The sequence below is a fragment of the Ruegeria sp. CDSA246 genome, assembly GCF_059611225.1.
Genome location: NZ_JBXWPD010000001.1, coordinates 181,919 through 202,153, shown reverse-complemented (window position 1 = coordinate 202,153; position 20,235 = coordinate 181,919). Strand labels below are relative to the sequence as shown.

Genomic DNA, 20,235 nt, shown 5'->3' with positions numbered 1-20,235 from the left:
TTCTTAGCGCACCACGTAGACGGAGACGTCTGAATGCCGCACGACCCGTGCAGCATTCGGGCCTAACAGATAGTCTTTCAAGTCTGGTTTGTGCGCGCCGATCACGATCAGATCGCTACCAGCACTGTCCGCAGTTTTCAGGATTTCCTGATAGGCAGTACCCGTCGCGACCACGTGGCGGATCTTTTCATTCCGATCCTCCCCCAGTGTGGACACACACATCTCGGCCAGTTTAGTATGTGCCTCTTCCAGCGCCTTGTCGTGAAAATCACTTTCGAAAAAGCCAGACACCCAACTTTCTCCGAAATCCGGCAGGACCGTCACCACATCCAGTTGAGCACCTTCCTGATCGGCCAGCTTCGCAGCTTTCTTTAGGACATGCGTATCAAGATCGCCGTTGCTGATATCGACGGCACAGAGAACAGCGTTTGTCATGCGGTCACCTCTTGTCTTGCGGCACGGCCGCGCTGAAGGAAAGCGATCAGTCCCAGCAAGAGCATTGCCGGAATGTAGATCAACTGCTTCGGTGGCTGGCTGGCTGGCAAGCTGACCGAGGTCAGACGGACGGCCTCATCTCCGTAGTAATCGAAGATATCCAGATCATCCGCGACCGGAGTTCCGAACAGCGGCTCTTCCAGTTTGACCAGCCCGTCTTCTTCAAGCAGCAGCAGACCCATCGCGTCTACGCGCGCTTGGCCTCCTTCTTCGCTGCCAACGGGAACAACCACGGTCGTGTCCGTCATCTCAAGCGTGTCAAAGTCCGGCCCGCTGATGACCATACGCACCTCGGTACCCGGAGGGGTTTCGCCGATGGTTTCCACAAAAGCAGCAGGCTCGACCGAGGTAAACGGTGGCGCGATGCGGTTCATGAAGAAGTCGGGCCTGAACAGCGCGAACGCCACCAGGATCAGCGCGATGCTTTCATAGATGCGGCTGCGGGTCAGGAAGTAACCCATTGTGCCGGCTGTGAAGACGAGAATGGCGATTGTCGCAAATATCGCCACCGTTATCCCCTCGACCCACGTCACATCGATCAATAGCAGGTCGGTGTTGAAGATGAACACGAACGGCAAGGCCACGGTGCGCAGGCTGTAAAAGAACGCGATAAACCCTGTCTTGATTGCGTCACCACCGGATACTGCGGCGGCCGCAAAGCTTGCCAATCCAACCGGCGGGGTCACGTCTGCCATGATCCCAAAGTAAAAGACGAACAGGTGCACCGCGATCAAGGGAACGATAAGACCGCTTTGCGCACCCAGCTCAACAACCACACCCGCCATCAGCGAACTGACCACGATGTAGTTTGCGGTGGTCGGCAGGCCCATGCCCAGGATCAGGCTCAGCAGGCCGACCATAATCAGCATCAGGATCAGGTTGCCGCCAGACAGGAACTCAACCAGGTCGGCCATCACTTGTCCGACACCCGTCAGGGTCACGGTGCCCACTATGACGCCGGCTGTTGCCGTTGCCAGCGCGATACCAATCATGTTCCGCGCGCCGTCGATCATGCCCTGCCAAAGGTCAGCGACGCCATCAATGAACGTGTTGTAGACGTTGCTTTGCCCGCGGAATATCGCCTTGAGCGGCTTCTGCGTCAGCAGGATCACGAACAGCAGCGTCGTGGCCCAGAAAGCCGACAGACCTGGTGACTTCTGCTCGATCATCAAGAAGTAGACCAGCACGATGATCGGCAACAGGTAGTGCAGCCCAGCCTTGTAGATATCGGCAATGACCGGCAGGGTCACTTCTTTGGCGTTTGGATCGTCCGGCTCAAGATCCGGCACCTGAGCGGCCAGATACAGCAGTGCCACGTAGATAGCACAGACAATCAGGCTGAGGACCAGCCCAGCGGATGACGGCACCCAGTTTGTCACCGCTTCGACCGGGAACTGAGAACCGTAGCACAGCCCGGCAAAGACCAGGAAGAAGGACAACATACCGACAACCGTGCGCGCCAGCTTTACGTCGCGGTCGCCCAGCGTAGGCATATTCCGCTTCACGGCCTCAAGGTGCACGATGTAGACCAGCGCGATGTAGGAAATCGCGGCAGGCAGGAAGGCGTGGGTGATCACCTCGACATATGAGATGCCGACATATTCGACCATCAGGAAGGCCGCAGCCCCCATCACGGGCGGCATGATCTGTCCGTTCACGGAGGAGGCAACCTCGACCGATCCGGCCTGTTCACTGCTGAACCCGACGCGCTTCATCAGCGGGATGGTGAATGTACCGGTGGTCACAACGTTGGCGATGGACGAACCCGAGATCAGGCCGGTCGCGGCCGAACCGACAACAGCTGCTTTGGCCGGACCACCACGCAGGTGGCCAAGGGCGCCGAATGCCATCTTGATAAAGTAGTTCCCTGCCCCAGCCTTATCCAGCAAGGCCCCAAACAGCACGAACAGGAAGACGAATTTGGTGGAGACACCTAAGGCAATACCGAACACGCCCTCAGAGGTGATCCACATGTGGCTCATCGCCTTTTTCAGGCTTGCGCCTTTCCAGCGGATAACTTCGGGCACCCAGTCGGATGAACCGAAGAAGACATAAACCAGAAAAATCGTCGCAATGATCGCCATCGCGGGGCCAAGCGCGCGACGCGCGGCCTCGAACAACAACAGCAGACCAACAAGGGCGACCCATTTGTCGGTGTCATCCGCAAGACCGCCTGCATCGACGATCTTGTTGTAAAAGAAATAGCCATACAGCGCGACAAACGCGCCCAGCAGCCCCATGATCCAATCCTGAACCGGGATATAGTTGCGCGGGCTTGATTTCAGCGCCGGATAGGCTGCAAAGGCCAGAAACAACGCAAAGGCCAGGTGAAACTGCCGCGCGTTGTTCACAACGCTGCCGGGCAGCACATAGTTCGCAAGTGGCGAGGCCAGGACGACCTGAAAGATCGACCAGATCGCGGCCACAACGGCCAGGAATATCCCGACATTACCGACCGGATTACGTCCACCCGCATCGGATGAGGCCACAAGATCCTGTAGCTCTTCTTCGGATAGCGGACGATTGGATTGTGTGTCGGAACTCATGAAATGTCTCCCCGTCGCGGCCATTTTTGGCCTTCTGAACCACCCGATTTGTTCGGGTTTTGGTTGCAGGGCGCCCGTTGGGCACCCTACTTTAGGTCTGGCTTACTGAACCCAGCCTTTTTCTTTGTAGTATTTCTCGGCACCCGGATGCAGCGGAGCCGAAAGGCCATCTGCAATCATCTCTTCGGGCTTGAGGTTGGCAAATGCAGGGTGCAGCTTTTTGAAGTCGTCGAAGTTCTCGAAGACCGAGCTGACAACCGCATAAACCGCGTCATCCGACACGTCTGCCGAGGTCACGAACGTCGCGCCCACACCAAAGGTCGAGGTGTCGCCATCCGAACCACGGTACATGCCACCAGGGATTGTCGCAGTACGGTAGAACGAGTTGTCGTCTACCAGCTTGCTGACGGCGTCGCCGCTGACGTTCACCAGAACCGAGTCACAGGCTGTGGTGGCTTCCTGGATCGAACCCGACGGGTGACCAACGGTGTAAACCATCGCGTCGATCTGGTTGTCACACAGAGCCGCCGACTGTTCAGCCGCTTTCAGCTCGGTCGCAAGTTCGAAATCGTCGGTGGTCCAACCCATTTCGCCCAGCAGGACTTCCATCGTGCCACGCTGACCGGAACCGGGGTTGCCGATGTTGACGCGCTTGCCCTTCAGGTCTTCGAAGTTGGTGATGCCGGAATCGGCACGTGCGACAACGGTGAACGGTTCGGGGTGTACCGAGAAGACGGCGCGCAGGTTTTCGAAGGGGCCAGCCTCTTCGAATTTCGAGCTGCCGTTATAGGCGTGGTACTGCCAGTCGGACTGGGCAACACCAAACTCCAGTTCACCTTCGCGAATGGTGTTGATGTTGTAGACCGAACCACCGGTCGACTCGACCGAGCAACGCACGCCGTGCTCTTTGCGGCCTTTGTTCACCAGACGGCAGATCGCGCCACCAGTCGGATAGTACACGCCGGTCACACCGCCGGTACCAATGGTGATAAACTCTTCTGCATAAGCGGCCGGAGCCATAAGAGCTGCGGTAACGACCGCGCCCAGGCTAAGCTTGCTGCTATTTTTCATTTTTGAGAACTCCCAACTCTTATTGTGGATGAGAGACAGTTCAGCGGCCCCCATCCAGGGACCTTGCCGGTACGGCAAGCGAACCCGTCTTGCAACGGGTCAAGCATCTGAAATTTAAAAGTCTCCCAACGCCTTTGACGTTTCATTCAGACACTCCGCTTGTCAACCCCTGCGCGGGGTATGAAGGCCCCGATCCGCAGATGTGAGGAGATTTCCGAAAGTTTCCCCCTTTAACGGGGCGGTTTCGCACAGATCGGCATCACTGGGCCGGATCATGAGAAACTGCGCCAGCTAAATATCCAAAAACACTTTGAAAGTTTGGATTCCGCAACCTAGGCTTGGCCAAACGACCCGATGTTTCATGAATTTACGCGAAAGGGTTCTGGACAGTGGACGGCAAATCACCCAGTCCGATGCTTGTGATCGCCCTAGCCCTTAGTGCGGCCATCGCAATCTGGGGCATTGCTGACCCGCAAGGCCTGGGTCGCATTGCTGCATCGGCGGTTGAGACGCAATTCAACAGCCGCGGCTGGTTCATCATGCTTGAGGTCAGCGGGCTTTTGTTTGTGGTCCTCTTTCTGGCCCTGTCACGATTTGGAGATATCCGCCTTGGCGCTGACACAGCCGAACCAGAGTTTTCAACGACCGCATGGATCGCGATGTTATTCGCCGCAGGAATGGGTGTCGGTCTACTGTTCTATGGCGCAGCCGAGCCGCTGACCCACTACGAAGTGCTGCGTCAATATAATAGCGACGCAGAAGCGGCCAGTTATGCGATGTTCGTGACCTACTTGAACTGGGGGTTCCACGCCTGGGCGATTTACGGAATCGTCGGATTGGTCATCGCCTATTTTGCCTATCGCCGAAATCGCACTTTGTTGCTGAGTGCCCCAGTCACCGACGCACTTGGCGAAGCAGGATGGACAAAAGCGCTGGGGTGGGTTTTCGATCTGCTCTCGATCGTCGCAATTGCCGTCGGTTTGGCGGGCTCTATGGCAATGGGGGTATTTCAGATCCAGACCGGACTGGCAGGCCTGTTGGGTATAGAAACCCCAGGCGTGCTGACGCTGCCCGTTTTTGCCGCGCTTTGTATTGCATTCATCATACCGTTGCGTCGCGATCTGGGAGACGGAATGGCCCTGCTGTCCAACGCAGCAATGCTGATCGCCGTCGGGATGATGGTCTATCTTCTAGTGCTGGGTCCCACATCTTATCTGATGGATGGCATCGTTTCGGGATTCGGACGCTATCTGTTCGGTGTCCTGCCAGCAGGGTTCTCTACGGCTGAGTTCTTCGACGACCTGTTGGTCGACTGGTTCCACGGCTGGACGCTGAACTATATGATCTGGTGGCTGGCTTGGTCACCCTTCGTGGGCATTTTCATCGCCCGGATTTCCCGCGGACGCACGATCCGAGAGTTTCTGATCGGAGTCGTCGTCACCCCTACACTGTTCTCTATCCTGTGGTTCGGCGTTTTTGGCGGCTTGGGTTTTTTCGATGCTTTGCGTCAGGACGGAGCCTTATCAGCCGTCAACGCAGAGAACCTCGACGCAACAACATTTGCGTTGCTTGAGCGCTTCCCGCTGGACGGCATCACAAGAATAGCAACAATCCTGGCCGCGTTCCTGTTCGTGGTCACCAGCGTCGTCAGCGCCGGGTTCACCCTTGCGATGATAGGGACCGGAGGCGACGACAACCCCTCTCCCCGAATTCGTACGATTTGGGGCATTATCCTTGGCGCGTTAGGGATGGCGATGATTTTGGTGGGCGATATCTCTCTGGTTCGGTCCATCATAGCGCTGTCAGCCATCGCTTTCGTGTTTATCGTGCCCGTTCTTGTTGTCTGCCTGTTCAAACGTCTGGCGCAGGAGGACCGATCATGAGTGGCCAACTGATCGACACCGCACTGAACCTAAGCGTTTTCGCCTATATCGGGTTCCTGGCGTGGCTGATCCTGCGACGCAGTAAGTGAGCGCAGAAACTGGGAACAGATTCGCCCTGAACATCCCAAGTCTGTTCGCTTTTTCCTGAGTTTGCTGGGAAACTTGCCCGATGAAACTGCACGCGCAATCCGGAACTCAGATTGTCGCCAAGCTTTCCAACGACCGTCTAAACCCCGACATTTTCGATACCCCGGTCAAAAGTGGCAACATGAATATTCGAAACGTCAGAAAAGAAAAAACAGAGAGCAGGTTTCCCTAACCCTCTGTTTTTACCTTGGTACCCAAGGCCGGACTCGAACCGGCACGTCCGTTAGGACGGGGGATTTTGAATCCCCTGCGTCTACCATTCCGCCACTTGGGCCACGAACACTGGATTAGCGCTCATATTCGGGAAGGTCCAGAGGCAAAAAACAACCGATATTCAGTTTGTTTTCTTCAGGCACGGTTGACGGCCCATCAGGCGCATGGTTTGGCTGACGCAACAAAGGAACGGGATTTTAACATCTGATGTTGCGATCGCTCTATGACTGGACCATTCGTCTGGCCGAACACCCGCACGCGCTTTGGGCTCTAGCCATTGTTGCATTTGTCGAAAGCTCGTTCTTTCCGATTCCCCCGGACGTTCTGATGATTCCCATGATCCTGGCCCGCCCGTCGCGTGCATGGTTGATTGCAACGGTCGCTCTGGTGGCGTCGGTGCTGGGCGGTATGTTGGGATATGCGATCGGCGCGTTCTTCTATGAAAGCATCGGCCAACCCATCCTCGAATCCATGGGTAAGGCGCATGCCATGGAAGAGTTCAACACCAAGTTCAATGACTTCGGATTCTGGGCCGTGTTGGGCGCAGGTATTACCCCTTTCCCGTACAAGGTCATCACCATCATGTCCGGCTGGACGGGCATGCCGCTGGGCACATTCATCGCCACGTCGATTTTGGCCCGCGCGCTCAGGTTCTTTGTTGTTGCCGGGCTGCTTTGGGGTTTTGGTGAACCCATTCGCAACTTCATCGAAAAGCGTCTGGGGCTTATGTTCACTCTGTTTGTCATCCTGCTGTTCGGTGGGTTCTTAGCGGTGAAGTTCTTATGACACGCAAAAAACTGTTGATTCTGATTGCGGCAGGCGGTTCCGCCGCACTGTTGTTAGGCGCATGGGCGTTTCAACACCTGGGCGGTATGGCCCCGTGCAAAATGTGCATCTGGCAACGCTATCCCCACGCCGCGGCTGTTCTAATTGGCGTGTTGGCCTTTGCCTTTCCAGGCATTCGCCCCCTGCCGCTTTTGGGTGCGGTTGCCGCGATGGTGACAGCCGGGATTGGCATGTACCACGCAGGTGTCGAGCAGAAATGGTGGGAAGGTCCAACCAGCTGCACGTCAGGCGATATTGGCGGGTTGTCCGCTGAAGAATTGATGGATCAGATCATGTCCGCGCCACTTGTGCGCTGCGATGATATCCCGTGGGAGATGTTCGGCCTGTCGATGGCCGGGTGGAACGCCCTGCTCTCAGCTGGTCTGGTTTTGGTCTGGCTGGCTGCGTTCCGCGCAAAATAAGCCTTACTACGCGTCCAGTTCGGCATCCCAATACAGAAAGTCGATCCAGCTGTCATGCAGGTGGTTCGGGGGGAACTTGCGCCCGATGTTTCGCAGCGCCTCGGCATCTGGCTGACGCGGCGGTTTGCGCAGCGACATGCCCGCCTGCCGCAGCGACTTCGACCCCTTCCTCAGGTTACAGGGACTGCACGCCGCCACAACGTTCTGCCAACTGGTCACACCCCCGGCAGCCCGCGGTACAACGTGGTCAAAGGTCAGGTTGTCCCGGCTTCCACAATACTGGCAGCGGAATTCGTCCCTTAAAAATAAATTAAAGCGCGTGAAGGCCACGCGCTTTCTGGGTTTTACATAGTCTTTGAGGACAACGACCGACGGTATTCGGATCTCGGTACTTGGGCTTCGGACGACCTCGTCGTACTCGGCCACGATATCCACCCTGTCCAGCCAGGCCGCCTTGATCGCTTCTTGCCAGGGCCACAGGGACAGTGGGTAATAGGATAATGGGCGATAATCGGCGTTCAAAACCAATGCCGGATGGTGCTTTAGGGCACCCGGTTCCCTGACAAATTCGGTCCTGAATTCTCCGTCCATATCGGAATCGCTCCTCACTCTGCTCTGCCCGTTATTGACACCAGAGCGGGGAACACCCGCCCCGGCCTTAACTTAACTATATATCGTGTTAAAACTCTGACAAGCCCTGAGTTTCCACAACATCTCGGGTATTGAGTATGCCGAATCCGTAACAGAGGCGTGACACTTATCCACAGGTTGCGTTCTCTGCCTCTGGCAGGCTATGGCGGGATCATGAGCTGGTTCATACGATTCAACAAACCCTTCGATGTGTTGCCGCAGTTTACTGACCGCGCAAATGCAGAGACGCCGCGCAGCACTTTGTCGGATTTCATCGACCTGCCAGGTGTGTATCCGGCTGGGCGGCTGGATCGCGACAGCGAGGGCCTGATGCTGCTGACTGACAACGGCCGGTTGCAGGCGCAAATATCGGACCCCAAGCACAAGATGCCCAAAACCTATTGGGTTCAGGTGGAAGGTTCACCCGATGCTGCCGCCCTGAAGGCTCTGCGCGACGGGGTCGATCTGAAGGATGGAAAAACGCGCCCGGCCAAAGCCCGGTTGATGGATGAGCCCGAAGGCCTGTGGCCACGAAACCCACCTATCCGCGTCCGCCAAACTATACCGGATAGCTGGATCGAGCTGACCTTGCGCGAAGGCCGCAACCGGCAGGTTCGACGTATGACGGCAGCGGTCGGTCATCCCACCCTGCGCCTGATCCGCGCCCGGATCGGGGACTGGACGCTGGAGGGGTTGGCGCCCGGCCAATGGGACAGCTTGACGGCCCCTACATTGGATTCCGCACCGAAGCGCAAACGGGACCGCCGACCGCGCAGGTGACAAAAACGTCCTTTTGTAATAGACTTAAGGCATGAAAGTCACCCGAAGCACACCATCTCCAGAGGGTATCCTTGAGGCCGCGCTTTATGTTGGCGATCTGGACGCGGCCGAACGATTCTATGGTGAAATACTGGCGTTAGAATGTATTCAACGCGTCGCGAACCGACATGTATTTTTCCGCGTCGGCGGATCGGTGTTGTTGCTGTTCAACGCAGATGAGACGGCAAAGCCGCCGGAGAATCCGAAGCTTCCCGTCCCGCCACATGGCGCACGCGGTCCCGGTCACGTCTGCATGACTTTATCGCGGACAGAGATAGACGAAATGCGCAAGCATCTGCTGGAGTGGAACATCCCCATAGACGCCGAGTTTGATTGGCCAAGCGGGGCACGATCGCTGTATATTCGGGATCCCGCCGGAAACTCGGTGGAATTCGCTGAAGGTCACCTGTGGGATTGAGACCCTAGCGCAGCGGTTGTTTTTCTCCCCCGACAATCCGGTAGATGTCGCTCGAAACAACGCCCACTTCGCCCAGAACAGCTTGAAACTCGGCCATATGCGGGGCAGCGAAATGCGCCTCGAGCGCGGCCTGATCCTGCCATTCTTCATAAACACGGAACTTGTTGGATTGCCCGAGTATCTGGCTGAATTCATAGATCAGGCAGCCGGCCTCTTTCACAGTCTCGGCGACCATTTTCTGTGCGGCCTCAAGGGCTTTGTCGACGCCATCTGTCGACACTTCAACCGTTCCGGTGACTATCAGCATGTCGTTCCCTTCTTCAATTCAAACCGTTTCGAAATCCTGTCGACTGGCGTTCCGTCTTGCAGAGAAACAGCATAAGTGACCGAGTAGTCGCGGAAACCCATCTTGTCGTAATAGCTAAGCCCCTGCCGGTTGTCGGCCCGGATCGTCGCGTTGAGCGCGCTGAACCCAAGGGCCGCGGCATAGGTCGCGGTTTCAGAGAACAACGCCCGCCCTGCCCCTTTCAACACCGGCTCTCGCCGGGTGAAAGTCGCTATATCCGCGCAATCTTCCGGCAAGTCCTCATTGGTACCTAACCATTGAAACCCGGCCACCTCACCCTGTTCATCAAGGGCAACGTGGCAACAGATTTTGTCTGCGCCATTCAGGTAGACTTGAGCAAACAGCGCCTCGGAAAACGGTGTTTCAAACGCGGTCGTCCCGCCGATAGCAATGATTTCGTTGAGAATTCGGCAGGCAACTGCCACGTCCTCAGGCATCATGGGACGAACCGCGATCATGGCTACAGGCTCAGCTTGTCGCGCATGAAGGCAAGCGCGACACTAAGACCGTCGGGGGCAATCCCGTGGCCGGTGCCCTTCATGACATGCGCGTAAACTTCTTTGAAATCTGCGGCCTGCAACGCTTCGGCAGCTTCGGGCAACGACTGTGGCGGAACGACGTCGTCGGCATCGCCATGCACCAGAAGGATGGGCATCCGGCTGACGGTTTCGTCGGGCAGCAGATCCGGTTCCAACAACCGGCCCGAGAAGGCAACGACCCCAGCCACCGGGTCTTCGCGGCGCGGGGCGACGTACAGGCTCATCATCGTACCTTGCGAGAACCCAAACAGAACCACCTGTTCGGGCAGCACATCTTCATCCACCATCAGGGCATCAAGGAAGGCGTTGAAATCCTCAACGGCCATTTCCATGCCACGGCGTGCTTCTTCTTCGGATGAGCCATCAATCCACGGGATCGGAAACCACTGATATCCGTTAGGCATTCCGGGGATCTGTTCCGGCGCATCGGGTGACACGAACAACGTGTCAGGCAGATGCTCACCCAACGGATCGGCCAACCCCAACAAATCGGCCCCATTGGCGCCATAGCCGTGCACGAACACCACGACCGAGCGTGTATCGCCCGAAACCGGCTCTTTTCGGAGCGCATTCAAAACCCGTGTCATCTGATCCCTTCTCGTTCTTTTGCCACCCGGTAATAGGCCCACAAAACCCGCGCCGCAACCGACCGCCAGGGCGACCATGCCTCGGCCATCTGGCGCAGCTGTTTGTCGGTAGGCCGGTCGGGCAAATCATATAAGATGCGCGCGGCCTCTTGCAGCGCCAGATCGCCCGGCGCGATCACGTCGGCACGACCCAAAGAGAACATCGCATAAATCTCGGCCGTCCAGACGCCAATACCCGACACCTCGGTCAGGATCGCCACCACGTCTTCGTTTGAAACGTCCCGCAAGGCTTTGTAGTCAATGCGCGCCTCAGCCAAAGCGCGGGCATACCGGATTTTTTGGCGGCTCAACCCAACTGCACGCAGATCATCGTCGGTGGCCCACATGATTTTACGCGGGCCGGTCAGTTTCGCATCCTTCAACCGGTTCCAGATCGCATTGGCCGAGGCCACACTCACCTGCTGGCTGACTATGGCGCTAAGCAGTTGCGCAAACCCGTCCGGGCGACGGCGCAAGGGCAACGGACCGGTCTGTTCCATCGCATAGGCCATGCGCGGGCAGCTTTCGGCCAGCCATGTCGCGCCTTCTTCCACACAGTCGGGTGTTTCTATGATCCGTCCAACGGACATGTGCTCTCCGGCCTCGATGATCGACTGCACGTTAGGCCGCTTTGCCGCAGATGCAACCCGCTTGTGCACAATCGTTTTCGCCATTACGCATGTGCTCATGACGATGACTGCCACCCCCTCCGACAATAGTCAGGCCAAACGGAATGTCGCCGTTCTGGTGGCCGCGCAGGCCTTGCTTGGCGCACAGATGCCGATGATCTTTATCGTCGGTGGGCTGGCCGGACAGTCATTGGCAACCAATCCCTGCCTGGCGACTCTGCCCATATCTTTGATCGTGCTTGGATCAATGCTGGCGGCGACACCGATCTCGGCCATCATGCAACGCTGGGGGCGGCGCGCTGGATTTCTGGTGGGGGCAACGGCGGGCGCTTGCGGTGGGCTTGTCGGCGCCTATGGCTTGTTTCTGGGGTCATTCCCGGTGTTTCTTGCTGGCAGCCTGCTGACCGGCATTTACATGAGCGCGCACGGTTTCTACCGCTTTGCCGCCGCTGACACCGCATCGGACGATTTCCGTCCCAAAGCGATTTCCTATGTCATGGCGGGCGGTCTGGCAGCGGCAATCATCGGGCCTCAGATCGTCAAACTGACCTCGACCGCGTATGTCATCCCTTTTCTCGGTACGTATATCGCTGTCATCGCAGTGAACGTCATTGGCTCGGCTCTGTTCTTTTTCCTCGACATCCCGACCCCGCCCAAACCTGCCGCTGATGCCCCCAAAGGTCGGTCCCGGATCGAGCTTCTGAAGACGCCGCGCATCGCGGTTGCGATCATCTGCGCCATGGTGTCCTACGCGCTGATGAACCTTGTGATGACGTCGACACCGCTGGCCGTCGTGGGCTGCGGGTTCAGCGCCAATGACGCGGCGGATGTCGTCACCAGCCACGTGTTGGCGATGTATATTCCCAGCTTTTTCACCGGACAGTTGATCGCACGTTTTGGGGTCGAACGGATCGTGGCACTGGGCCTACTCATTCTTGCCGCGGCCGGAGTGGTCGCTTTACAGGGCGTTGAGCTGGGTAATTTCTTTGTCGCGCTGATCCTGCTGGGCATCGGCTGGAACTTTGGTTTTATCGGCGCAACCACCATGTTGGCTGAATCGCACGACGTCAGCGAGCGCGGACGCATGCAGGGGTTGAACGACCTGCTGGTGTTTGGTGGCGTCACGTTTGCCTCGCTGGCTTCAGGCGGGCTGATGAACTGTTCTGGCGGCTCTCCGATCGAAGGTTGGACCGCGGTGAACGTCGCGATGATCCCCCTTCTGACTTTGGCGGGCGGCGCGCTTTTGTGGCTGACGATGCGGCCCCGAACAGCCTAATCGTTAAGGTTCAGTATCGGTGCAAAAGCACCTAATTTCTGTGCCTCGGCGATCCCCTCATCAATGTGCATGCGGTAGATATCCCACATCTGCCGTCTCAGGGTACGGCCTTTGTCGGTAATGCGCAGGATTTTTCCCCGTCCGTCCCCCGCTGCAGCATGGCGCGTCAACAATCCGTCCTCCGCCATCCGTGCGACCTGACGGGAAAAGCTGGACTGATCAAACAGCAATTGCTGCTCCAGCTGTTTAGGTCGCAGGCCGTCTGGTGCTCGTTCCAACTCCCACAACACGTCATACCAGTGCAGCCGTGGATATCCCGCTGCCACCAGCGCGCGCTCAGCCCGGGAAAAGATCCGGGTGCGTGTCTGGTTCAGAGCGATCCAGGCCGCCTCTCGTTCTTCAAATCCGCTCATCACGCCTCCGCGAGGATTGTGGTTTTCCTTTGCTCATCATTTTAGATGCATTTACATGTTAATTATCAACCCTGCAAATCAGAGAAATGTCATGAAGCTGTTTACCGCATCTGCCCTCGTTTTGGCACTGGCCACGCCAGCCCTTGCTGAAACCTATCACTTTGATCAAAGTCACACGGAAATCCGGTTCTATTACAACCACGCGGGACTGACCGAACAATCCGGCGAATGGACCGCCGTATCCGGCACCGTCGAGTTTGATCCCGAAAATGTCACCGCAACCAGCGCGGATATCACAATCGACGCCTCAAGTGTCGAAACCGGTTGGGGGCCGCTCAACGATCACCTCAAAAGCGGTGACTTCTTCGATGTCGAAGCTTACCCAAACATCAAATTCGTCTCGACCTCGGCGGTGCAAACCGGTGCAAGCACCCTGCAAATGATCGGTGATTTGACAATCAAGGATCAGACCAAGCCCGCAACGCTTGAGATCGACCTGACCTTCATGGGCGAACATCCCCTGGCCGGATTTTTCGATTACTACAAAGGTGACTGGGTTGGCGTCGAAGCCGCTGGCCAGCTTTTGCGCAGCGAGTATGGCGTCGGGATGTTTGCCCCGGGAACGTCAGACTTGGTGCAACTGAAAATCTCGGCCGAAATGCGCGCCGGCGGCTGGGAGTAATTACCAGCGCCCCGTTGCCGCCTGGACCATCAGCGACAGGCGGCGGCGGATTTCACCCGGCCCAAGGGTTCCAGAGGCGACCCTGTCCGGGCGCGCAATAACCTGTTTTAGAACCAATTCAGTTTGCCAACCGGCATGCAACGCGGCAGCAGCTTTTGCCGAAACCGAGTGTCGTTGAGTACGTGCCCGTTTCAAACGCCCGTACGCTTTTTCAGCCAGACGCTGAACACCCGCAGGCGTGCCATCCAGCAGCGGAATTCGCCCACGCGCTTCCAGATCCGGAATGGCGCGCAACCAGTTGGCGACCCCAACGGCATAGCCAAAGTCCCGCACGACATCCTCATCCGCCGACCCCAGCGCTTGTGCCGCTACCACCGTGAGCGTGCCCGCGCTGTGGTTTATGTACGCGTCGAAATGATCTTCGTCCTCGAACGGGTCGCGATAGATATCCCAACGCCTTACGGCCACATATTCATCCATCATCGACGCAAGATGAGGGGACAAGACACGCGACAGCGGCGTAACGATCTCATGCCGACGCACGGTTGGACCTTCGGCAATCTCTTGCAAAGCATCGCGCCACCATTGCAGGCGCATCTCGGCAATCATCGGTTCTTGCGTCACCCAAGGTGCCCGGGCGACCTCGATATTTAACGCATAGATCGGAAACAACACCGCCCTGGCGGACACTGGTGCCGCCATGGCCGCCATGAACCGGTCGGGATCGGCCCGATGCAACAGCGCGGCACAGGCCTTGACGTCATCGTCAAAAGGCGCACTCACTCGGCGACTGCCGACTGTGGGCCGCAATCGCGCACGAGTTTCCATTGGATCGCATCCAGCAACGCCTCGAACGAGGCGTCGACTATGTTCGCGCTGACGCCGACGGTGGACCACCGGCGCCCCTGCCCGTCTTCACTATCGATGATGACGCGGGTCACGGCCTCGGTGCCGCCCTGCGTGATACGTACCTTGAAGTCGACCAAGTGCATATCATCCAATATCCGCGAATACTGCCCCAGATCCTTGGCCAGCGCCTTGGCCAGCGCGTTCACCGGACCCCGGTCACCGCCGGACCCATCCAGAGACTCGCTGACCGACAGTTTCTTTTCACCATCGACCTTCACCACAACAACGGCCTCAGACAAACTGACCATCTTGTTGTACTTGTTCTTGCGCCGTTCAACGGTGACCTTGTACCGCTTTACCTCAAAGAATTGAGGCAGTTGACCCAGTTCGTCCCGCGCCAGCAGCTCAAAGCTGGCCTGCGCGGTGTCGTAGGAATAACCTTCCGCCTCACGCAACTTGATCCGTTCGAGGATACGGCCCAGGGACGGGTCACCGGGTTCGACCGACAAACCGGCCTCGATCAAGCGCTGGCGCAGGTTCGACTGCCCCGCCTGGTTCGACATCGGAATGATCCGTGTGTTCCCAACCGACGCCGGATCCACATGTTCATAGGTCGTCGGGTCCTTGAGGATCGCGCTGGCATGCAGCCCTGCCTTGTGCGCAAATGCGGACGCCCCGACATAGGCCGATTGCTTGCTGGGCACCCGATTCAGGATCTCGTCCAGCATGCGGCTGACGCGGGTCAGACCCGCCAGCGCTTCGACACTGACGCCGATGTCAAAGTTCGATGCATAAGGTTCCTTCAGCAGCAGCGTCGGGATCAATGAGGTCAGGTTCGCATTTCCGCAACGCTCTCCCAATCCGTTCAAGGTTCCCTGAACCTGCCGCGCGCCCGCATCGACAGCCGCCAAAGAACAGGCCACCGCGTTTTCCGTATCGTTGTGGGTATGGATACCCAGCCGGTCCCCCGGCAGGCCCGCCGCGACCATCTCGGACACGATCTGCGACACTTCTGCGGGCAAAGCGCCCCCATTGGTGTCACACAAAACAACCCAGCGCGCACCGGCATCCATCGCGGCCCGACAGACCTCAAGCGCATAGGCCGGATTGTCCTTGTAGCCGTCAAAGAAATGCTCGGCATCAAACAGCGCCTCGCGCCCCTGCGCTACGATATGTGCAATCGAGGCGCGTACGTTCTCGACATTCACATCCAATGAGATGCCAAGCGCATGGGTCACGTGGTAATCGTGCGACTTACCAACCAGACACACAGCCCGCGTACCCGCGTTCATCACCGCCGCCAGAACATCGTCATTCTCTGCCGACCGGCCCGACCGTTTGGTCATCCCAAAGGCGGTCAAACAGGCCGACGTTTTGGGAGCTGCATCGAAAAACGCACTATCCGTCGGGTTCGCCCCCGGCCAGCCGCCCTCGATATAGTCTACGCCTAACTCGTCCAGAGCCTGCGCGATCTGCACCTTCTCAGCGGTCGAGAACTGCACACCCTGTGTCTGCTGCCCGTCGCGCAGAGTAGTGTCGTAGAGGTAGAGGCGTTCTTTAGTCATCATACGCCCTCCAGCTTGGCCGCATCGAACCCGGTGCCCGGAACCAGTTCGACCCCGTCCTTACTCATGCGTACTTCCAGCCCTGCTGCAACATAGGCCGCTTTCAGACGGTCAACCTCCGAGAAGTCCTTGTTCTGCATTGCACTCGCGCGGGCATCGGCCAACCGATCTGCGTGAGACGACAGGTCCACCGACGCTGTGTCAGCCCATGCTCCCATTTCTGACAACAATAGGCCCAGCACCTGTGCGCTCGCCAACAATCCCGCCGCATCACCATCTGCAGCCAAACGGTGCAACTCTGTGAGCGCGCCCGCAGTGTTCAGGTCATCGCTGAGTGCAGCGACCACAGCAGGCGCAGCGCTGGCGGCGGGCTCCATGCCCGCTGTCAGCGCCCGCCATTTGCGCAGCGTCGCCTCAGCCTCACGCGCCTTTTTCTCGGTCCAATCCATCGGCTTGCGATAATGCGTCTGCAGGAAGACAAACCGGATCACCTCGCCCGGTACGCCCTGCTCCAACAAGTCGTGCACGGTGAAGAAGTTGCCCAGCGATTTGGACATCTTCTTGCCTTCGACCTGCAACATCTCATTGTGCAGCCAGTATCGCGCGAACTCACCGTGCGGATGGGCGCATTTGCTCTGCGCGATCTCATTTTCATGATGCGGGAACATCAGGTCGTTTCCGCCACCGTGAATATCAAAGCTCTCACCCAAAAGCTCATAGCTCATGGCCGAGCATTCGATGTGCCAGCCCGGACGACCACGGCCCCAAGGGCTGTCCCACCCCGGCAACTCATCGGTCGAGGGCTTCCACAGCACGAAATCCATCGGGTTCCGCTTGTATGGCGCAACCTCAACCCGGGCACCGGCGATCATGTCATCCACCGACCGACCAGACAAAGCGCCGTAGTGTTCCTTCCAGCTGTCAACCGCGAACAGAACGTGCCCTTCGGCTGCGTAGGCGTGCCCCTTCGCGATCAAATCCTCAATCATCGCAACCATTTGCGCGATGTACTGAGTCGCACGCGGCATCTCGTCGGGCTCAAGCGCGCCCAACGCGCCCATGTCATGTAGATACCAGCCGATGGTTTCATCCGACCGCTCCTGCACCAACTGCTCCAGCGTGCCCTCAGCACCCGCCTTCTGGCGTGCCAGCGCGGTTGCGTTAATCTTATCATCCACGTCGGTGAAATTGCGCACATAGGTCACGTGATCCGCGCCGTAGACATGGCGCAGCAATCGATAGAGCACGTCAAAAACCACCACGGGCCGCGCGTTGCCCAGATGGGCGCGATCATAGACCGTAGGTCCGCAGACATACATCCGCACGTTATCGGCACTGATCGGAACGAAATCTTCTTTCGCCCGTGTCCGTGTGTTGTGCAGTTTGATTGTCGTCATCGGTCGGCTCCTAAAGACAGCAAATGCTTGCGCTTGGCGCGGGCTTAGCAACTTGTCTCAGGGATGAAAACGAAAGAAACCGGCCCGCTTGATAAATCAGCAGGTAATGCAGCAGATAATGATGCAGGTCATACGGTTCATGTCCTCCCCCTAGCATGGACAACGCGTTCAGCCAAGACTTGAGTTCAATCTCAAGGTGGCGCACCCTTTCGGCCATGAGCCGAGAATTTGTCAATTCCATCTGCCGCACGTTTCCAGGCGCTGACCTTTCCGACCCTTGGGGCGGAGGCCATGATGCCTGGAAGGTTGGCGGCAAGATGTTTGCCTGCATCGGCACCGCCAACGATGGCGTGTCCGTCAAAACGCCTGATATCGAGACAGCTCAGATGCTGATCGAAGCAGGCGTCGGTACCAAAGCCCCCTATTTTCATCACAGCTGGATCCGCCTGCCGTTTGGCTGTGACGAGGATGAGATGCGTCATCGGCTGGCCACATCCTACGATCTGGTGCGGTCTTCCCTGACGAAAAAAGTGCAGTCCACTTTACCCCCACGAAGCTGATTGACATTTTCCAATGCCTCTGGCCCATTCTGCGCTGAAGACAAGATCGGAGCGTGCCATGAAACTGTCGCAGCGTATCACTCATCTGACCGGAGGTGGCAGTGATGGGTGGGATGTATTTTACCGCGCGCGCCGGATGATCAGCGAAGGGCACGTCATTACTGAACTCACCATTGGTGAGCATGACATTCGCACGCACCCGACCATTCTGGATGCCATGGATCTATCGGCACGTCAGGGAAACACCGGCTACGCTGTGGTGCCCGGGTCTGATTTGCTGCGCGATACTGTTGCCGCGCGCATTCAGGGCCGCACTGGTCAGAAGACAAGCCGAAACAACGTGTTGATCACCCCGGGCGGCCAATCTGCCCTTTTTGCTGCCCACGTGGCGGTGTGCGATCCCGGTGATGTCGGTCTGTATCTCGATCCCTATTACGCGACATACCCCGGCACGATCCGGGGCGCCGGTGCGACAGCCCGGGCCATCCAGACCACCGCCGAGGATGCATTCCAGCCGCGCGCGCAGCAGATCGATGCGGCGGCAGATGGTGCGGTTTCGCTATTGATCAACAGCCCGAACAACCCCACTGGCGTCGTATATTCGCGCGAGACACTGAACGGTATCGCAGGTGTCTGCCGTGACCGCGACCTGTGGCTGATCTCAGATGAAGTTTACGACACGCAGGTCTGGGAAGGTGAGCATATCTCACCACGTACCCTGCCCGGAATGGCCGAGCGTACCTTGGTCGTTGGTTCGATGTCCAAGTCACACGCGATGACCGGGTCCCGATGCGGTTGGGTGGTCGGCCCTGAAGAGGTGATCACCCATCTCATCAATCTGGCAACGCACACAACTTACGGCGTGCCCGGGTTCATTCAGGACGCCGCCAGTTTTGCTTTGAGCGCGGGTCATGATCTTGAAGAGGAAATCGCTGCCCCGTTCCGGCGTCGTCGCGCATTGGCGGTCGACATTATGGCTCAACAAAACATCGTCGGCCTGGTGCCCGCGCAGGGTGCGATGTACCTGATGCTGGACATTCGGGCCACCGGGATGAGCGGCGAGGACTTTGCCAACGCGCTGCTGGACACTCACGCAATTGCTGTCATGCCGGGTGAAAGTTTTGGCGAGGCGGCGGCAGGTCACGTGCGCGTTGCTATGACAATTGACGACGACCGCTTTGCCGCAGCACTCAGAACGATCTGCGAATTCGCAACCGGCTTGGCGGAAAGTCACGCGGCGGAATAGACGGCCTTAAAACCGGAAGGTTGTACGCAGGTTGAACACGTTGGCGTCAATATCGCCCTGGCTTCGTGTGACGTCGTTAAAATTCTGTCGCAAGGCCTCACCACTGATGACGAAATTGTCGCCGATGGGATAGGCAATTCCGATGCCGTACACTGCAGCGGTGTCATTTTCCGGTGACGCATCCAATCGGGCCGCGCCCACGACGACATAGCCCAAGGCCGGTCCGAAATCATAACCACCGCGCAACTTAAGGCGGGTCAGACTGTCCACGCTGCCTTCACCCTGCCCCAGATCAAGCGAGAGCCGGTTGTACTCCAACTCACCGCCAAGAACGAAATTACCGAAGTCATGATCATAACCGACAAGCGGGCCAAAAGTCGTGTCGTTTCCGCCAGAGCTATTTGGGCCATCAACATCCGCATAGCCAAAGCTGAAGCCCGCATACGCCCCTGTCCAATCCTCTGCATATACCGGTGCAATGCCGATTGTCAGGCAAGTGGTCATGAGGGCCATCAGGGCTTTCATCAACCTCTCCAAAATTCCTTGTAGCGCGCCCACCAAACGATAGGCTTCATCACATAAAACTTGGTCTGCAATCGTTAAAAATCCATTGAGATCACGGACCACTCTTAAATAAG

The 20,235-nt window shown here is 57.8% G+C and carries 22 protein-coding genes and 1 tRNA gene; 9 read left to right on the top strand and 14 right to left on the bottom strand.

Features of this window, described 5'->3' with window-relative positions:
* Positions 1–3: 3 nt before the first annotated feature.
* The 3 genes from AC2FI9_RS00995 to AC2FI9_RS00985 all read right to left on the bottom strand — a co-directional run bounded on the left by AC2FI9_RS00995 (position 4) and on the right by AC2FI9_RS00985 (position 4,112).
* Positions 4–435 carry a universal stress protein gene (locus AC2FI9_RS00995; protein WP_496764753.1) on the bottom strand — a complete coding sequence of 144 codons (432 nt, stop codon included), beginning with the start codon at positions 433–435 and terminating at the stop codon, positions 4–6.
* Complete coding sequence (locus tag AC2FI9_RS00990; protein WP_496764750.1) at positions 432–3,041, bottom strand: TRAP transporter permease; 2,610 nt, start codon at positions 3,039–3,041, stop codon at positions 432–434. The genes AC2FI9_RS00995 and AC2FI9_RS00990 overlap by 4 nt, the downstream gene beginning before the upstream one ends.
* 102 nt (positions 3,042–3,143) lie before the next feature.
* Positions 3,144–4,112 (bottom strand): TAXI family TRAP transporter solute-binding subunit, encoded by a 969-nt coding sequence (locus AC2FI9_RS00985; protein ID WP_058271718.1) that lies wholly within the window; start codon positions 4,110–4,112, stop codon positions 3,144–3,146.
* Positions 4,113–4,525: 413 nt separating this feature from the next.
* Between AC2FI9_RS00985 and AC2FI9_RS00980 the strand changes: the two genes are divergently transcribed.
* Complete coding sequence (locus AC2FI9_RS00980) at positions 4,526–5,995, top strand: BCCT family transporter (RefSeq protein WP_496764748.1); 1,470 nt, start codon at positions 4,526–4,528, stop codon at positions 5,993–5,995.
* A 335-nt stretch (positions 5,996–6,330) separates the two neighbouring features.
* On the opposite strand, the gene AC2FI9_RS00975 is transcribed toward AC2FI9_RS00980, so the two are convergent.
* A tRNA-Leu gene (locus AC2FI9_RS00975) sits at positions 6,331–6,416 on the bottom strand.
* Positions 6,417–6,562: 146 nt separating this feature from the next.
* On the opposite strand from AC2FI9_RS00975, the gene AC2FI9_RS00970 reads away from it, so the two are divergent.
* Both AC2FI9_RS00970 and AC2FI9_RS00965 read left to right on the top strand, forming a co-directional pair.
* Positions 6,563–7,141, top strand: a complete 579-nt coding sequence (locus AC2FI9_RS00970; RefSeq protein ID WP_058278010.1) for a YqaA family protein — start codon at positions 6,563–6,565, stop codon at positions 7,139–7,141.
* Positions 7,138–7,602, top strand: coding sequence for a disulfide bond formation protein B (locus tag AC2FI9_RS00965; RefSeq protein ID WP_496764745.1), 465 nt, complete (start codon positions 7,138–7,140; stop codon positions 7,600–7,602). Before AC2FI9_RS00970 ends, AC2FI9_RS00965 begins: the two co-directional genes overlap by 4 nt.
* A 6-nt stretch (positions 7,603–7,608) precedes the next feature.
* On the opposite strand, the gene AC2FI9_RS00960 is transcribed toward AC2FI9_RS00965, so the two are convergent.
* Positions 7,609–8,193 carry an HNH endonuclease gene (locus AC2FI9_RS00960; protein ID WP_058278012.1) on the bottom strand — a complete coding sequence of 195 codons (585 nt, stop codon included), beginning with the start codon at positions 8,191–8,193 and terminating at the stop codon, positions 7,609–7,611.
* A 213-nt stretch (positions 8,194–8,406) separates the two neighbouring features.
* Here AC2FI9_RS00960 and AC2FI9_RS00955 point away from each other — a divergent pair, with 213 nt between their 5' ends.
* The gene (locus AC2FI9_RS00955; RefSeq protein WP_496764742.1) at positions 8,407–9,012 is read left to right on the top strand and encodes an rRNA large subunit pseudouridine synthase E; all 606 of its coding nucleotides are present in this window, start codon (positions 8,407–8,409) and stop codon (positions 9,010–9,012) included.
* Between the two features lie 31 nt (positions 9,013–9,043).
* Positions 9,044–9,469 carry a VOC family protein gene (locus tag AC2FI9_RS00950; protein ID WP_496764737.1) on the top strand — a complete coding sequence of 142 codons (426 nt, stop codon included), beginning with the start codon at positions 9,044–9,046 and terminating at the stop codon, positions 9,467–9,469.
* 4 nt (positions 9,470–9,473) lie between these two features.
* Here AC2FI9_RS00950 and AC2FI9_RS00945 read toward each other — a convergent pair whose 3' ends face one another.
* Genes AC2FI9_RS00945 through AC2FI9_RS00930 form a run of 4 tightly spaced genes read right to left on the bottom strand, consistent with a single transcriptional unit; the run spans position 9,474 to position 11,570 of the window.
* Positions 9,474–9,776, bottom strand: coding sequence for a putative quinol monooxygenase (locus AC2FI9_RS00945; protein ID WP_496764734.1), 303 nt, complete (start codon positions 9,774–9,776; stop codon positions 9,474–9,476).
* The gene (locus AC2FI9_RS00940) at positions 9,770–10,273 is read right to left on the bottom strand and encodes a GNAT family N-acetyltransferase (RefSeq protein ID WP_496764720.1); all 504 of its coding nucleotides are present in this window, start codon (positions 10,271–10,273) and stop codon (positions 9,770–9,772) included. The genes AC2FI9_RS00945 and AC2FI9_RS00940 overlap by 7 nt, the downstream gene beginning before the upstream one ends.
* A 2-nt stretch (positions 10,274–10,275) precedes the next feature.
* Positions 10,276–10,941 carry an alpha/beta hydrolase gene (locus AC2FI9_RS00935; RefSeq protein ID WP_496727142.1) on the bottom strand — a complete coding sequence of 222 codons (666 nt, stop codon included), beginning with the start codon at positions 10,939–10,941 and terminating at the stop codon, positions 10,276–10,278.
* On the bottom strand, positions 10,938–11,570 hold the full coding sequence (locus AC2FI9_RS00930; RefSeq protein ID WP_496727143.1) for a DNA-3-methyladenine glycosylase family protein: 633 nt from the start codon (positions 11,568–11,570) through the stop codon (positions 10,938–10,940). Before AC2FI9_RS00930 ends, AC2FI9_RS00935 begins: the two co-directional genes overlap by 4 nt.
* A gap of 97 nt (positions 11,571–11,667) precedes the next feature.
* On the opposite strand from AC2FI9_RS00930, the gene AC2FI9_RS00925 reads away from it, so the two are divergent.
* The gene (locus AC2FI9_RS00925) at positions 11,668–12,885 is read left to right on the top strand and encodes an MFS transporter (protein WP_058278017.1); all 1,218 of its coding nucleotides are present in this window, start codon (positions 11,668–11,670) and stop codon (positions 12,883–12,885) included.
* On the opposite strand, the gene AC2FI9_RS00920 is transcribed toward AC2FI9_RS00925, so the two are convergent.
* Positions 12,882–13,298, bottom strand: a complete 417-nt coding sequence (locus AC2FI9_RS00920; protein WP_496764717.1) for a MarR family winged helix-turn-helix transcriptional regulator — start codon at positions 13,296–13,298, stop codon at positions 12,882–12,884. The genes AC2FI9_RS00925 and AC2FI9_RS00920 overlap by 4 nt on opposite strands.
* A 91-nt stretch (positions 13,299–13,389) precedes the next feature.
* On the opposite strand from AC2FI9_RS00920, the gene AC2FI9_RS00915 reads away from it, so the two are divergent.
* On the top strand, positions 13,390–13,980 hold the full coding sequence (locus tag AC2FI9_RS00915) for a YceI family protein (RefSeq protein WP_496764715.1): 591 nt from the start codon (positions 13,390–13,392) through the stop codon (positions 13,978–13,980).
* Here the strand turns inward: AC2FI9_RS00915 and AC2FI9_RS00910 are convergent, their stop codons facing one another.
* From AC2FI9_RS00910 to cysS, 3 genes are read right to left on the bottom strand one after another with little or no spacing between them, the layout of a single operon-like run.
* The gene (locus tag AC2FI9_RS00910; RefSeq protein WP_496764713.1) at positions 13,981–14,763 is read right to left on the bottom strand and encodes a squalene/phytoene synthase family protein; all 783 of its coding nucleotides are present in this window, start codon (positions 14,761–14,763) and stop codon (positions 13,981–13,983) included.
* Positions 14,760–16,394, bottom strand: coding sequence for a citramalate synthase (gene cimA / locus AC2FI9_RS00905; protein WP_496764711.1), 1,635 nt, complete (start codon positions 16,392–16,394; stop codon positions 14,760–14,762). The genes AC2FI9_RS00910 and cimA overlap by 4 nt, the downstream gene beginning before the upstream one ends.
* Positions 16,394–17,791, bottom strand: a complete 1,398-nt coding sequence (cysS, locus tag AC2FI9_RS00900) for a cysteine--tRNA ligase (RefSeq protein WP_496764709.1) — start codon at positions 17,789–17,791, stop codon at positions 16,394–16,396. The genes cimA and cysS overlap by 1 nt, the downstream gene beginning before the upstream one ends.
* A 215-nt stretch (positions 17,792–18,006) precedes the next feature.
* Here cysS and AC2FI9_RS00895 point away from each other — a divergent pair, with 215 nt between their 5' ends.
* Both AC2FI9_RS00895 and AC2FI9_RS00890 read left to right on the top strand, forming a co-directional pair.
* Entirely contained in the window at positions 18,007–18,351 is a 345-nt protein-coding gene (locus AC2FI9_RS00895) for an MmcQ/YjbR family DNA-binding protein (protein ID WP_496727150.1), read from the top strand.
* A gap of 58 nt (positions 18,352–18,409) precedes the next feature.
* Positions 18,410–19,597 carry a pyridoxal phosphate-dependent aminotransferase gene (locus tag AC2FI9_RS00890; protein ID WP_496764707.1) on the top strand — a complete coding sequence of 396 codons (1,188 nt, stop codon included), beginning with the start codon at positions 18,410–18,412 and terminating at the stop codon, positions 19,595–19,597.
* Between the two features lie 6 nt (positions 19,598–19,603).
* Here AC2FI9_RS00890 and AC2FI9_RS00885 read toward each other — a convergent pair whose 3' ends face one another.
* Positions 19,604–20,122: an outer membrane protein gene (locus AC2FI9_RS00885; protein WP_496727152.1), complete on the bottom strand. Its 519-nt coding sequence runs from the start codon at positions 20,120–20,122 to the stop codon at positions 19,604–19,606.
* Positions 20,123–20,235: the final 113 nt, after the last annotated feature.